The organism is Leucogemmata humicola (assembly GCF_055379415.1).
This window is the reverse complement of record NZ_AP040875.1, coordinates 5,647,967-5,663,009: the sequence shown is the minus strand read 5'-3', so window position 1 is coordinate 5,663,009 and position 15,043 is coordinate 5,647,967. Positions and strand designations below refer to the sequence as shown.

At 62.6% G+C, this 15,043-nt stretch carries 7 protein-coding genes; 5 read left to right on the top strand and 2 right to left on the bottom strand.

Translation table 11 applies throughout. The features are described from left to right. From malQ to glgP, 3 genes are read left to right on the top strand one after another with little or no spacing between them, the layout of a single operon-like run. Window positions 1-2,151 (top strand): 4-alpha-glucanotransferase, encoded by a 2,151-nt coding sequence (gene malQ, locus AC6H4Z_RS24280; RefSeq protein WP_497544559.1) that lies wholly within the window; start codon window positions 1-3, stop codon window positions 2,149-2,151. 30 nt (window positions 2,152-2,181) lie between these two features. Next, window positions 2,182-4,806: a malto-oligosyltrehalose synthase gene (gene treY, locus AC6H4Z_RS24275; protein ID WP_497544558.1), complete on the top strand. Its 2,625-nt coding sequence runs from the start codon at window positions 2,182-2,184 to the stop codon at window positions 4,804-4,806. 13 nt (window positions 4,807-4,819) lie between these two features. After that, window positions 4,820-6,550, top strand: coding sequence for an alpha-glucan family phosphorylase (glgP, locus tag AC6H4Z_RS24270; RefSeq protein WP_497544557.1), 1,731 nt, complete (start codon window positions 4,820-4,822; stop codon window positions 6,548-6,550). Between the two features lie 93 nt (window positions 6,551-6,643). Here the strand turns inward: glgP and AC6H4Z_RS24265 are convergent, their stop codons facing one another. After that, window positions 6,644-7,660 carry a lysylphosphatidylglycerol synthase transmembrane domain-containing protein gene (locus AC6H4Z_RS24265; protein ID WP_497544556.1) on the bottom strand — a complete coding sequence of 339 codons (1,017 nt, stop codon included), beginning with the start codon at window positions 7,658-7,660 and terminating at the stop codon, window positions 6,644-6,646. 41 nt (window positions 7,661-7,701) lie between these two features. Between AC6H4Z_RS24265 and AC6H4Z_RS24260 the strand changes: the two genes are divergently transcribed. After that, a complete protein-coding gene (locus AC6H4Z_RS24260) occupies window positions 7,702-8,841 on the top strand; it encodes a hypothetical protein (RefSeq protein ID WP_497544555.1) in 1,140 nt (379 codons plus the stop codon). A gap of 56 nt (window positions 8,842-8,897) precedes the next feature. Here the strand turns inward: AC6H4Z_RS24260 and AC6H4Z_RS24255 are convergent, their stop codons facing one another. Continuing rightward, window positions 8,898-11,666 carry a zinc-dependent metalloprotease gene (locus AC6H4Z_RS24255; protein WP_497544554.1) on the bottom strand — a complete coding sequence of 923 codons (2,769 nt, stop codon included), beginning with the start codon at window positions 11,664-11,666 and terminating at the stop codon, window positions 8,898-8,900. A 178-nt stretch (window positions 11,667-11,844) separates the two neighbouring features. Here AC6H4Z_RS24255 and AC6H4Z_RS24250 point away from each other — a divergent pair, with 178 nt between their 5' ends. Further along, window positions 11,845-15,018, top strand: a complete 3,174-nt coding sequence (locus AC6H4Z_RS24250; RefSeq protein ID WP_497544553.1) for a WD40/YVTN/BNR-like repeat-containing protein — start codon at window positions 11,845-11,847, stop codon at window positions 15,016-15,018. Window positions 15,019-15,043: the final 25 nt, after the last annotated feature.

The following is a 15,043-nucleotide window of genomic DNA, read 5'->3' as shown; positions in this document are numbered from 1 at the left end:
ATGAGCGCACACGTGGAGAATCCGCTTCGTGAGCTCGCGTCGCGCGCCGGGATCTACGACGACTATTTCGACCACAATGGCCACCGGCGCGTCACGACCGACGAGACGCGTCGCCGAATTCTCGCCGCGCTTGGAATCGACGCGAGCTCGGATGAATCGGCACGCGACGCGCTCGCGAAACAGGATCACGAGACCGCACACGAACTCTTGCATCCCGTGCGCGTCATCGAAGTTGGCGACCCGGCGCTCGCTCGGCTCGAAGCGCGGGCGCCAGCGTCACGAATGGAAAGTGGACCCTGGCGACTCGAAGTCGTGACGGAGCAGGGCGACCGGCATGTCACTGAAGGGCCGTGGCGTGGCGACGCCGCGCTGGATCTCGCGCTCCCTCCGAACTTGCCGCTGGGCTACCACCAGGTGCGCTTGTCGTTCGGCGCCGGTGGTCGCGAGTGGACCAATGAGCAAACGCTCATCATCGTTCCGTCGCGATGCACGAGCCCCGACCAGCTTCTCGGGGAAACGCCGGCGTTCGGCCTCATCGCGAATCTGTACACTGTACGGAGTCGAGCAAACTGGGGCGTCGGTGACATCACCGACTTGTCGTCGCTCGCCGGCTGGGGTGGTTCAGTGGGTGCCGATTTCGTCGGTGTAAATCCGCTTCACGCGCTGCTCAATCGCGGGGGGGATGTGAGTCCCTACTACCCCGTGAGCCGCCTCTTTCGAAATCCGCTGTACATCGACGTTGCCCGTGTGCCGGAACTCGAGCACGCGCCGACCGTTCGAGAACGGCTTGCATCGGCCGAGTTTGCGGCCGAGCTCGAAGCGCTGCGCGAGCCGTCATCGGTGCGGTACGAACAGGTGATGGCCGTGAAGGGCATGGCGCTCGACGCCCTGCATCGGGTCTTTCTGGAGCGAGTCCGTGGCTCTGGCAGCGATCGCGATCGCGCGTATGAAGAATTCCTAAATCGCACCGGAACGTCGCTCGACCGGTTCGCCACATGGATGGCGATCGCTGAGCAACAACACACCGCCGACTGGCGTTCCTGGCCTGCGTCGCTTCAGAGTGCATCGAGTACCGACGTTGACCAGTTCGCACGCGATCACGCGGTGCGCGTCGACTTCCATCGCTGGCTGCAGTTCGAGATCGATCGCCAACTCGGCGCAGCCGCGCTCACGGCGCGTCTTGCCGGAATGCGGATTGGTCTGTATCAGGATCTCGCGATCGGCAGCTCTCCAGCGGGCGCCGACACGTGGGCGTTTCCTGAATTGTTCGTGCGCGGCGTAAGTGTGGGTGCGCCGCCCGATCCGTATGCCGCCGAAGGGCAGAACTGGGGACTTCCGCCTGTCGATCCGCGTGCACTTCGCCGAGATCGGTATCGGTATTTCATCGATCTCATTCGCAACGGCTTTCGACATGCGGGCGCGTTGCGCGTCGATCACGTCATGGGACTCTTTCGATTGTTCTGGATTCCTGACGGGTGCAGCGGAAGCGACGGAGTGTATGTGAGCTACCCGTCGCATGACCTGCTGGGCATTGTCGCGCTCGAGAGCGTTCGCCACGCGGCTCTCGTCGTTGGTGAAGACCTCGGCACCGTGCCCGAGCACGTTCCCCGTGAGTTGCAGAAGTGGGGAATCCTTTCGTCGAAGGTGCTGTATTTCGAACGTGAATGGCATGGCGGGTTCAAGCCGGCGAGCAGCTATCCTGCGCTCTCGCTCGCCACGGCCAACACGCACGACATGCCGACGATCGCCGGCTTCTGGGCCGAACGCGACATCAGTGTTCGTCGTGAGCTCGGCTTGATCGCCGACGATGGTGAAGAAGCCCGCGCGCGTTCGGATCGAGATCGTGACCGTGGAGCCTTGCTGGGCTTGCTGGAACAGGAGCAGATCTTGCCGCAGGGTCAGGCGCCGCGCTCTTCCGCAGAGCTGCGAGCTGCCGTGCATGGCTTCCTATGGAGCACGCCCGCGCAGCTCGTGGGGTTGTCGCTCGATGATCTCGCTGGTGAGGTCGAGCCGGTAAACGTGCCAGGAGTTGGTCCCGACAAATTCGCCAGCTGGACGCGAAAGATGCGGGCTGACCTCGAAGCCATCACGACGAGCGACGAAGCCGACATCATTCTCCGGGAAACCAGGAATCGCAGCGATTCCTCGTAGACCGAGCGAACCGAGCAGGGACCGTTGTCCATGAGTGGAATCGCCCTCACCGCGACGTACCGCCTGCAGATGAATGCGGCATTCACCTTCGAGCAGGCTCGTGCTCAGGTCGATTACTTCGCGCAGCTCGGCATTTCACATCTCTATCTGTCGCCAATTCTGGCGGCGCGCCGTGGCAGCACGCACGGATACGACGTCGTCGATCCGACCCGGATTAATCCCGAGCTCGGCACCGAACGCGAGCTGCGCGCGCTTTCCGACACGCTGCACGACCGCAAGATGGGACTCATCGTCGACATCGTGCCCAATCACATGGGCATCGGTGCGGAGAATCCCTTCTGGGACGACGTACTTGCCCACGGCGAGCGATCGCGCTTCGCGCGTTGGTTCGACATCACCTGGAATACCGGCAATGGGACGCGCGGCAAGCTCGTTCTTCCCATCCTTGGCGACGATCTCGATCGCGTTCTGCAGCGCGGGGAGTTGTCTGTCGAGCTCCACGAAGGCGCGACGCCGCGCATCGTGTACCACACGCACAGCTTTCCCGTCGACCCAACGTCGCTACCGCCTGATCTGCAGCTCGCTCAAGTAGATCCGGAAGAGACAGGCGAGCTCGCGAAGTTGTATTCCGGCGTCGAAGGCCAGGACAAGCTCCGTGCACTCCTACGCGATCAGCACTATCGACTCGTCGACTGGCGACGCGGTGCAACCGAGGTCAACTACCGTCGCTTTTTCGACGTGACAGATCTTGCCGCTCTGCGTGTCGAGGATCCGGCGGTATTTGACGAGACGCACGCGCTGATGCTGCGTCTCGTTCGCGAGGGCGTCGTCGACGGATTGCGCGTGGATCACGTCGACGGGTTGCTCGATCCTCAGGCGTATCTCGATCGGCTTCGAGCTGCCACATCGCCAGAGACGCCAATCGTCGTCGAAAAGATTCTGTCGTATGGCGAGGAGCTTTCGCACGCGTGGCCGGTGCAGGGCACCACGGGCTATGAGTTTCTCAACGATCTCGAGGATGTCTTTCACGATCCAACCGGCGTCGCCAACATCGAGACGTTCTATCGCCGCATGCGACGTCTCGGGACAACGACCTTCCCCGACATCGCTCGCACGGGCAAGGCGAGCGTTCTGAATGGCTCGATGCGCGCGGACGTCGATCGGCTGACGCGTCTCATGTCGCAGATTGCGCTCGCCGACGACAAGCGGTGGACCGCGGCCGAGCTGTCGTCGGCGCTCGTCGCGTTCATCGTTGCGCTTCCTGTATATCGCACGTACGTGGACGCGCGCACGTCAACCGCGGCATCCGACCGCGACGTGATTGCTCGTTCAGCGGCCAGCGCCGTGGCGAACGGAGCGGCGCCTGATATCGTCGCTCTCGTCGTCGACATTCTGATCGGGACTGAGGGCGTCGCTCGGAGCCCTGAACGCATCGAGTTTGCCCAGCGTCTCCAGCAGCTGAGTGCACCTGCGACCGCGAAGGGTGTCGAGGATACGGCACTCTACGTGTACGTGCCGCTCACGTCGCGCAACGAGATTGGCGGCGGCCCAGACCAACCACTCGACGACGCCGTAGCTCGAATGCATCATGCGAACGAGCTCCGCGCCGAACACTGGCCGTCCGGATTGCTCGCGACGAACACGCATGACACCAAGCGCAGCGCCGACGTACGCGCTCGGCTGGGTGCGCTCACTGAATTCCCACATGAATGGGAACGTGCAATTCGGCGATGGCGGCGGTTGAACGCCAAACATCGACAAACTGTTCGTGGCCGTATGTCGCCAGATACGAACACCGAATACCTACTCTATCAGATTCTCGTCGCGCTCTGGCCGGCACCACGTCCAGGTCGCAGGAGTGACGATCTGCCAGAGCGAGCGTGGCGCGAGTCGGCCAAAGAGCGACTCATTCGGTACGCGCTCAAGGCCGCTCGCGAGGCCAAGATCCGAACGTCGTGGGTCGATGCCGACTCGACCTATGAACGCGCGCTCACCGATTTCGTGTCGGCCATTTTGGAGCCGAAGGAGGATGCGCCGTTTCTTCCAGACGTGGCCCGACTGGTCGCCCGAATCGCGCCGATCGGTGCGCGGAACACACTGTCACGCATTGCCGTGCATCTGACATCACCGGGAACGCCCGACATCTATCAGGGCGACGAGTTGTGGAACTTCACGCTGGTCGACCCCGATAACCGGCGACCGGTGGACTACGAGGTTCGGCTAAAGGCTCTCGCCGAGCTCGCCGACGTGGACGAGCGATTGCACACCAAGGGCGCGACAGACCTGTTCGACGGACGGCTCAAGCTCCTCATTACGCAGCGCTTACTTCACCTTCGGCGGCATGCGGTCGACCTTTTCACGCAGGGCGGATATCGCCGCCTGACCGTGGAAGGCCCTCGAGCGAGGCATGTTCTAGCGTACGACCGCTGCCTGGGCGATCGCCATTGTGTAACGGTTGCATCGCGGCTCACCGGATCGTCGGCATTAGGCCAAGAGGCTGAATGGTGGCGCGATACTACGGTTCAACTGCCGCAATCTGCGGCCAACAATCGATGGTATTCCGAGATCCTTGGGGACGAGCTCGACGCCAGAAGTGGGCGTCTCGAGCTCGGGTCGGTACTCGAAAAACTTCCTGTGGCAGTGCTCGTGAACTAGGTTGTCGCCAGACATGATTCCCTCCGCTTCAAAGACCACCGTCGCGTACTTCTCAATGGAGATCGCCCTCGACAAGGCGATTCCCACCTATAGCGGCGGCCTGGGTGTGCTTGCTGGCGACACGCTTCGTTCGGCGGCCGACCTATCGGTGCCGGTCGTCGGCGTCACGCTGCTCCACCGAAAGGGCTATTTCGAGCAACACATCGACCGCAACGGCAACCAGTCCGAGCGGCCGGCCGTTTGGCGCCCTGAGGATGTTCTCGAGGCCGTCGACGCGCGCGCGTCCGTAACGATCGAAGGCCGCACCGTGGCGATTCGTGCCTGGAAATATCCGGTGCGTGGCGTGACCGGACACGAAGTTCCGGTCTACCTGCTCGATACGCAGCTCCCGGAAAACAGCGAGTTCGACCGCACGCTGACCGACTCACTCTACGGCGGCGACAGCCATTATCGCCTGCTGCAGGAAGTCGTACTCGGAATGGGCGGCGCCGAACTGCTTCGCGCACTCAACCGACCCGCCGAGATCTATCACCTGAACGAGGGTCACTCGGCGCTGTTGACGCTGTGCCTCCTCGAGTGGCAGCTCGACGGTCGCAAGGCGTTCGAGTTGGATGAGTCGGACATTGAAACGGTGCGCCGTCGCTGCGTATTCACGACGCACACGCCGGTGCCGGCCGGTCACGACAAGTTTCCGATCGACATGGTGCGGTCGGTCCTCGGTGAGGAGCAGGTCGCGCTGCTCGATGCGGCGCACTGTCTCGACGATGGTGGACTCAACCTCACCCATCTCGCGCTGCGCCTCGCTCGATTCGTCAACGGCGTGGCCATGAAGCACCGCGAAGTGTCGCAGGGAATGTTTCCCAACTTCCCGATCGACGCGATCACCAACGGAGTGCACGCCGGCACGTGGACGTCGCCGGCGTTTCAACGTTTGTTCGACAAACGCATTCCGGAGTGGCGCACCGACAATCTGTATCTCCGATACGCCGTTGGCATTCCGCTGACCGAGATTCGCGCGGCACATGCGGAATCGAAGAAGGCGATGATCGCCGCCGTTGCCGCGCGCACCGGTGTGTCGCTCGATCCCAAGGTCTTCACCATCGGCTTTGCTCGTCGCGCCACGCCGTATAAGCGCGCCGACTTGATGTTCACCGACCTGGCTCGCCTCTCAGAAATCGCGACTGGCGTCGGTCCGCTACAGATCGTCTTTGGTGGGAAGGCCCATCCGCATGACGGCGGTGGCAAGGATCTCATTCGACGGATTCACCAGGCCGCTGCCGCCCTCCGCGACAACGTGACGGTCGTCTACGTCGAGAACTACGAGATGGAGATTGCCGCGGCCATGGTCGCCGGCGTCGATCTCTGGCTGAACAATCCGATGAAACCGCTCGAGGCGAGCGGCACGAGCGGGATGAAGGCTGCGATGAACGGTGTGCCCAGCCTCAGCGTCCTCGACGGCTGGTGGATCGAAGGCCACGTCGAAGGCGTCACTGGCTGGTCGATCGGCGGTCTCGATCCCGAAGGCGATCAATCCAAGGACGCGAATGAGATTTATCTCAAGCTCGAACGCGTCATCCTGCCGCTGTACTACGGCCTGCCCTTCGCCTATGCCGAAGTGATGCGGTCGGCGATCTCGATCAACGGATCGTTCTTCAACACGCAGCGCATGGTCGAGCAGTACGTTCGCAATGCCTACTTCCCAGATGACAGCACGGCCTTGGTCGAGGCAGTGACTGGCCGCTAGTCGCCGTTCTGTTTCAAATGCAACAAAGCGGGGGCGCGACGAAGTCGCGCCCCCGCTTTCCATATCTCCAGCACCCAGCGCCTGTTCTACGACCTAGCTACTCGCGCCCAACGCCTCGATCTCCACTTCCGTCGTCTTGCGCACGGCACGAAGCGCAGTGTTTCCGGCCACGATCGCGCCGAGGACGATGTAGATGTAGAAAGTGTAGAAGCGCCACCAGAGCAGTGCTGCCGCGAACAGCGACGGTCCAATCACGCCGGCAAGCGCCGCGCGGAACGCCAGTTCGACCGCGCCACCGCCGCCCGGCGCCGGAACGACCGCTGCCCCGTACAGCAATCCGAGCGGCCAAAGCGCCAGCGGCGCGAGCGGCGCGTCGGCACCAGCTCCGAGCACGAGTGCCGGAAGAACGCAGAGACGCATCGCTACGTGTAGCGCCGACATCAGGTACGATGCGGCTGCCCATCGGAGATCGACGTGCTTGACGCTGTCGACCGTCGCGCGCACCTGCGCAAACCAGCGCTGGATCACATCCCAGCGCTTACCGCCCAGCCCTAGCCGCCGCGCCCAACGAGGCGGTTGATCGCCGATGTGCCGCCGCGACAGAAGCACGGCGAGCGTGCCCATTCCGATCACGAACCCGGAATACGCGCCAACTACGCCGACCAACGCGCCGAGAACCACGCCTGCGTGTCGGAAAACGATCGCGACAATGATTACGACTGTCGCCAACGACAGCGCCTCGAGAAACAACTCGGCGAACAACACCACCAGTGCACTCGGCGTTGGTACACCAGCCTCGGCGAGAACCAGAAAGCGCGCGGGCTCCGCTCCAGAACGCGCCGGCGTGATCGACGCACCGAAATCTCCAGCGAGCGTCGTACGCAACGCGGTGGTGAAGCTCAGGCGGATGTGCGCCGCCTTGGCGCTCCACGTGATCTTCCAGGACCGCGTCAGGATCTCGACGAGCACCGCGGTAATCGCCAGCAAATGTGACCGCGCCGGCAGACCGATCGCACTACCGGCGCGCCACCACCGGAGGATGAAGAAGACCGAGACGCCGATCACTGCCGCGAACGACGCGGCTGTGAAGGCCCAACGCTTCCACGTCATGCGGAACGGGTTTCTACTGTCATGGCTCTCGGCATCACTACATGTTAATACGCGTGTACGCCACGTGTTTGCACTGCCACCAGCAACTTGGCACCAACGATGCCATCGAGCGATTCCCGGTGGGTCGCCGCCTGGCCTTCGACGCAGCCAAGGGACGCTTGTGGGTGGTCTGCGCCGCGTGCGCGCGCTGGAATCTCACGCCGATCGAAGAGCGATGGGAAGCGGTCGAGGACTGCGAACGCCTTTTCCGTGGCCAAATCCTTCGCGCTCAAACGGACAACATCGGCCTCGCCAAACTTCCCGACGGTACAGAGCTGATTCGGATCGGAACTCCGCTCCGCCCCGAATTTGCCGCGTGGCGATACGGGCGCATCTTCACTTCGCGGCTGCATCGCCGGATCGCGGCAATTGGTGTGACTGGAGCGATAGTGGGCGCCGGGGCATTTGCGGTTTCGGGGTCGCTGTCCGCGGCGCAGGTGGCGCTGCTGTCGCCTTTCGCGATCCACGTCATTCGCGCCGGCACTCTGGCGACAATTGCCCTTCGCCGCCGGCTCGCTCCTCTCCGCGTTGTTGGCAATGATGCCAAAGCGCTCCGCGTCGTGCGCGCGGACCTCGACCACACGCGGCTGATCGTCGAACCCGGAGTTCCGATTCGGCTTCAGCTCAAACACAGTTACGGGCATCAGGAACTGACTGGCGAGCGCGCAGCGCGCGCAATCACGGCGCTTCTCGCGGGCATCAACGGAGCCGGCGCGCGAACAAAGACCGTCGTGTCGGCTGTGTCATTCATTGCGGAATCAGGCGATCCCGATGGCGCAATCGCACGTGTGAGCGCCGACGCGGAACAGCGACGCGGTGATTTCGATGAACGCTATGCCTCATTCGCGCGCGGCGATTGGATGCGTTTCGATTGGGGACAAGGCGCTGAACCGTTCCCCTGGCGAAAACGCACCAACGTCGAGCCGCGCAATCCCGGTGCGCTCTACCAACTTCCAGCGGTGGAGCGCTTGGCGCTCGAGATGGCGCTTCACGAGCGCAGCGAACAGTTCGCACTCGACCAGGAGCTCGCATCGCTCGAGCGTGATTGGCGCGAGGCCGAGGAAGTTGCTGCCATCGCCGACGATCTTCTCGTTCCTCCCAATGTTCGAGACAGACTCGACGAATCCAAGCCACGCGGCTGAGAAAAACGAAGGGCCCAGACACCGTCTGGGCCCTTCGCGTTTTCACATCTCAACGCTCAACCTTTTCGGTTGATCCCTTCTTCATCCGCAGCACCACCGCTCGCCGACGCACTCGGCTTGATGATGTGGCTGATCTGCTGACGAGCATCGTCGATGTGCCGCTTCGTCGCTACATCGGTCGCGCGCTTAGCGGCACCGGCCAGTTCAGCGTCGAGCTGTTTCAATTCTCCACGAAGCATCGACTTGATTTCGCCGGTGTTGGCCGCCGGCGCCGCACCACCGCGCCCGCCGCCACCACCACCACCACGTCCCGTGGCGGCAGCCGCTGTTGCGGGCGGATTGATCTTATCGCCGACGTCCCGCAGGTATGCGCGCTGGAGACCGCGACGATAGACGTCGATCTTCACCGCACCGCTGCCGTAGATCTCGGTGAACACGCCGTGCCGAAGATCGCCCAGCATCTCGGCGAGCGTGTAGGTCTCGGCCGAAGTCTTTGCGAGAGCTTCAGACTCGATGAGGCGCGTCATCTTGGCATCGTTGAGCAAATTCGTAATCAATGCCGACTGCGCATTCACGATTCGCGAGACCTCGCCGTTCGGTTCGATCTTGCGCAGGATGTCGTTGTCGATCAACCAGGTTGGTGTTTGCAGCGCGTTGTCGGAAATGAACTTCATGGCCTGTGACTGACGCGCCTTGGGAACTGGCGTGAAGCGCGGGCCCGGCTGATCGCCGTATTTCTCCTGCGAGTTCATACCGCCTACAAGATTGGCGACGTGACCCATCTCGGTGCGGAACTGTCCGATCTGTCTGTTGTAGAGTTCCGCGAGAACGTCGTAATCCTCGGTCGGCTTCACCGTGGCGCTTTCGATCCACTGCATGTTCCGCTTCAGGTTCTTGATGCCGAGTTCAGTGGCGCGCACCGGATCGATGTCGCCAACGGCCTCGGTCTCGTCACCCGGATCCGAACCGAACGCACCCGAGGTCGAGAAGCGCAGCCACGGCTTGGTGTCCTGCTCGCGTGCCCATTGATCGAGTATCGTGCGCTCGGCTTCAGCACCGGCGATCTGTTCGGCGCCGGTCCTGCGGCCGCCCTGCTGCGCCACCTGCATTGGTGCATTGATCGGCGCGTAACCCCAGTGTGTCGCCCACTTGTCGTAGGGTCCAATGCCAGGGACCAGCAGGTCGACTGGAATCTTGTCTTCCGGCTGCGCGACGTAGTTGAAGCGCGAGTAATCCATCAACGTCGACACGTGGCCCATGCGGCGCAGGAAGTCAGCGTTGCGAATGCTGTCGATCGGATACTGCGAGCTCGCCTTCATGTTGTGCTGGAAGCCGAGCGTGTGCCCGACTTCGTGCGCGAGTACGTACTCGAGCAGACGGCCCATGAGTTCGTCCGGCACCGGGAACTGGCGCGCGCGCGGATCGAGCGCCGCGACCTGCGTGAAATACCACGTACGCGCCAAGTTCTGCACGTTGTGATAGAACTGGATGTGCGCGTTGAGAATCTCGCCTGAACGCGGGTCGTGCACGTTCGGTCCAGACGCGTTCTCGGTCGTCGACGGCAACCAACGCACGACTGAGTAGCGCGCATCTTCAGGCGACCAATCCGGATCGTTCGTTGGGGCAATTTTGCCAACGATCGCGTTCTTGAAGCCAGCCGCTTCGAACGCCGGCTGCCAGTCTTCGATCGCCTTGATCATGTACGGACGCCACTTCACCGGCGTATTGGCGTCGAGGTAGTACACGATCTGCTTCACCGGTTCCGAAACCGCGGCGGTCGGATCCTTCTTCTCGAGACGATAGCGCGTGATGAAGCAGCGCTGATCGTCGGCCACACGCTGCGATGGCTGCGAGTAGTCGGTAACCGTGAGATTGAAGTAGCCAACGCGATTGTCGCAGAGACGCGGCTGCATCGGCGTCTCGGGCAGCTTATGGAAGCTGTACGACATCACGATTGTCGCCGACGGCGCGGTCACGCCCGCCGGTGCGCCACGTCCACCGCCACGTCCGGTTGCCGGAGTCGCGCCGCGGCCGGCGCCGTTGCTCGCAAACGTCAACGTCGACGAGACGTTCACGTTATCTGGGAACGCCGCAACGTGTTCGATCCACGAACGCGTCGCGTCGATCTGGTATCCGGCGCCAATGCGCTGCCCCGGCGACAGTTCTTGCGGTGGTTGCGTGAACATGCGCGACACGTCGATCACTGCCGCGCTGTCTGGTCCGTACGACTCAACGTTGAACGTTGCGAGAATCGGATGGACGTTCGACGCGGCAACTGCACCAGCGACTGGCGACGTCGTGTCGCTCGCCATGACTTCGTATGAAATGCCGCGCAGCAACACGCGGTTGTCCTTTCGCTCGAAGCGCAGCATGCGGTTGCCCACGGCCTGACCACCGTAACCCGCGCCGAGGGTGGTCTGCGCGATTTCCTGAACGAGGAGAAGGTCCTTGTTCATCTCTCGGCGCGGAATCTCGAACAGCACCCGCTCGCCGATTCGATGAACCTTGAACAATCCGCTCTTCGTCTGCGCCTGTGCGGTGACGACGCGATTGTACGGTTGCGGATTCGCCGCTCCTGCCTGTGCGGCGCCTCCCGCTCCACCTCGACCGCCGCGGCCAGCTCCGCCCCCGGCGGGCTGTCCCTCGGACGTATCGCCAGGAATCGTTGGCGCGCCGCCGCCAGACGGTTGGGTTTGTGTCGCCGGTCGCGTTGGGGCGCTGGCCGCAGGTGCGGGAGCAGGAGCCGGTGGCTGGGACGCCGTGCAGCCAATCGCTACGGCTGCGACGACAGCGCTCCCGAAGACGAGAGCAGAACTCGTTCGCATAAAACCGCCTGATGGTGATGAGAAGGACGCCAGATCAGGCTAGTCGGCCGAGATCGGCCGCAGCCCGGCAAGGGGAGAACGTGCGACTTCCCCCTGACGTTGGCAACCAGGCTCAGCACGTTAGAATTTCCTGTTGGTTCGGTTCGGCCCCAATCGACACACAACCTCGAGGCCCATCGTGCGACGCTTCAAGATTCTTCTAGCGGCTCTCGCCTTTCCTGCGACGCTCGCGGCGCAGCGTGACTCGCTGGCCTTCACGGGCCTTCGGTGGCGCGAAATCGGGCCGTACCGCGGTGGGCGTTCCGTGGCCGGTACGGGCAACCCATCACGACCCGACGAGTTCTGGATGGGGACGACGGGAGGCGGCGTCTTCAAGTCAGTCAACGCTGGGCAGTCGTGGGCGCCGGTGAGCGACAAGTACTTCGGCGGCACTATCGGCGCCATCGCCGTGGCACCATCGGCGCCCGATGTGGTCTTCGCCGGCGGCGGCGAATACCCGATTCGCGGTAACGTCTCGCATGGCGATGGCGTCTGGAAGACAACCGACGGCGGAAAAACCTGGACGTTCATGGGCCTCGGCGACACTCGTCAGATCGCCGACATCATCGTGCATCCGACGAATCCGGATCTCGTATACGTCGGCGCGCTTGGCCACGTCTGGGCTCCGAACGCTGAGCGTGGAGTCTTTCGGTCGAAGGACGGCGGCAAAACGTGGGAGAAGATTCTATTCCGCAACGATTCCACCGGCGTCGTCGATCTCGTCATGGACCCCAAGAATCCAAACGTGCTCTACGCCGGCTTGTGGCAGGCGGGACGTACGCCGTGGAGCTTGTCGTCGGGCGGCAATGGCAGCGGAATGTTCAAGACGATCGACGGCGGTGACCACTGGACGGAGATCACGAAGAATCCAGGGCTGCCCGAGGGCATCTGGGGCAATATCGGGATCACCGTCTCCGGCGCGAACCCCAATCGCATGTGGGCCAACATCGAGGCTGATTCCGGGGGCGTGTTTCGGTCGGACGACGCAGGAAAAACGTGGATTCGCACGAACTCCGATCGCAATCTTCGCCAGCGCGGCTGGTACTACACGAAAATTCACGCCGATCCGAACGACACGAACGTCGTATACGACAACAACGTGTCATTCATGAAGTCGACTGACGGCGGCAAGACATTCCGTCCGGTCCGCGGCGTTCCGCACGGAGATTCGCACGATCTCTGGATCGATCCCAAGAATTCGAATCGCATGATCGAATCGGACGACGGCGGCTCCACGGTGAGCATCGACGGCGGTAAGACCTGGTCCGACGAAGACTTTGCGACCGCGCAGTTCTATCACGTCATTACAACGACACACGTGCCGTATCACATCTGCGGTGCGCAGCAGGATAACTCAACGCTCTGCGGGCCGAGTCGCGGCACATTAGACATTTCTGATTGGCTCGAAGCGGGGGGTGGCGAATCCGGCTGGATCGCGCCTCGCAACGACAATCCAGACGTCGTCTACGCGGGCAGCTATGGCAACCTGCTCACCCGTAAGGATCTGCGTACCGGAATCACGGTGAACGTGAATCCGTGGCCGGACAATCCGATGGGGCACCCGGCCATGGATCCGAAGTACCGCTTCCAGTGGACCTTTCCGATCACCGTTTCGAAGCACAATTCGAATGTCGTCTATGCCGGCTCGAACGTCGTCCACAAGACGACGACCGGCGGAAACAGCTGGACGGTGATCTCGCCCGATCTCACGTATCATGATCCCGCGACGCTCGGCAATTCCGGCGGTCCGATCACGAAGGATCAGACGTCGGTCGAGTACTACGCAACGATCTTCATCATCGAAGAATCGCCGGTCACGGCGAATACCATCTGGACCGGCTCCGACGACGGCAAGGTGTTCGTGACGCGCAACGGCGGTGCAAAGTGGACCGACGTCACGCCGCCGGACATGGCGAAGTTCACGCGCGTCTCGAGCATCGACGCGTCACGCTTCGGCGAATGCATCGCATACGTCGCGGCCAATCGTTTCCAACTCGATGACGACCGCCCGTACCTCTGGAAGACCGCCGATTGCGGCGTGCATTGGACGAAGATCGACAACGGCATTTCGCAGAGCGAATTCACGCGCGTACTTCGTGAGGACCCCGGCAAGCGCGGGCTTCTCATCGCCGGCACCGAACGCGGTGTGTGGTACTCGCCCGACGACGGCGGGCATTGGCAATCGTTGCGCCTCAACCTGCCGATGGTTCCCGTGCACGATCTTGCGTTCAAGCAGGGCGACGTGGTCATCGCGACGCATGGCCGCGGCTTCTACGTCATGGACGACATCTCGACACTCGAGCAGATGTCGGATGTAATCGCTGCCAAGCCCGCATATCTCTTCAAGCCGCGTGATCAAACCCGTCTGGCATCGGGCGGCGGTTTCGGCGGTTTCGGCGGAGGTGCAACCAATCCGGCAAACATTACCCCGGAGAATGCGCCGATTCATCCGGTCGGTGAGAACCCGCCGACCGGGGTGACGGTGCAGTACTGGCTCAAGACCGGCGGCGAAGACGTGGGACTCGACTTTCTCGATGCGGCGGGGAAAGTCCTACGGAGCTATTCGAGCAAACAGGATTCCGCGGGTCCACGACCACAACCCGGCGAGGAGGGCTTCGTACCGCCGCCGCCCCGCGTTGCGAACAAACGCGGCGTCAACACGTTCCTGTGGAACATGCGGTACCCCGATGCGTCGAGCTTCCCGGGAATGATTCTCTGGGCGGCGAACGTCACCGGACCGCTCGTTCCTCCGGGCGCGTATCGTGTCCGCCTCACAATACGCGGGCAGCCCGTCGGCACCGAGTCGTTCAAGATCATCGCCGATCCGCGCATCAGTGCGACCCTCACTGACTGGCAAGAACAGTCACGCCTGGCCATGCAGGTGCGCGACCGGTTCTCCGACGCAAACGATGCGGTGAAGGACATTCGCCGGATCAAAGCCGAGTTGGCAGATCGTCAAACGAAGGTCCCTGCGGCGCAGCAGGGCGAATTCACCGCTCTGTCCAAGGCGTTTAGCGCTGCGATTTCCGAAGTCGAAGATTCTCTCTATCAGACGAAGAACCGGAGCGGCCAGGATCCACTCAACTACCCGATTCGTCTCAACAACAGAATCGGCGCGCTCATGGGCGTGGTGGCATCGTCCGGCGGACGGCCGACAACGCAGTCGTACCAGGTCTACACCGTTCTCTCATCGGAGCTCACGAAACAACTCGTGAAGTTGAAGCAGGCGCGCGAGGCCAACCTTCCCAAGCTCAACGCGCTGCTCCGCGCCGCCGGACTGAAACAGATCGACCCGACTGGACCGATTCCGTAGTACTCGGCGCTCGGTGTGTTCCGTG

Bases quoted from the DNA above. Each gene is read 5' to 3' on its own strand.
- malQ (WP_497544559.1), top strand. From the start codon at position 1: ATGAGCGCACACGTGGAGAATCCGCTTCGTGAGCTCGCGTCGCGCGCC.
- treY (WP_497544558.1), top strand. From the start codon at position 2,182: ATGAGTGGAATCGCCCTCACCGCGACGTACCGCCTGCAGATGAATGCG.
- glgP (WP_497544557.1), top strand. From the start codon at position 4,820: ATGATTCCCTCCGCTTCAAAGACCACCGTCGCGTACTTCTCAATGGAG.
- AC6H4Z_RS24265 (WP_497544556.1), bottom strand. From the start codon at position 7,660: ATGACGTGGAAGCGTTGGGCCTTCACAGCCGCGTCGTTCGCGGCAGTG.
- AC6H4Z_RS24260 (WP_497544555.1), top strand. From the start codon at position 7,702: ATGTTAATACGCGTGTACGCCACGTGTTTGCACTGCCACCAGCAACTT.
- AC6H4Z_RS24255 (WP_497544554.1), bottom strand. From the start codon at position 11,666: ATGCGAACGAGTTCTGCTCTCGTCTTCGGGAGCGCTGTCGTCGCAGCC.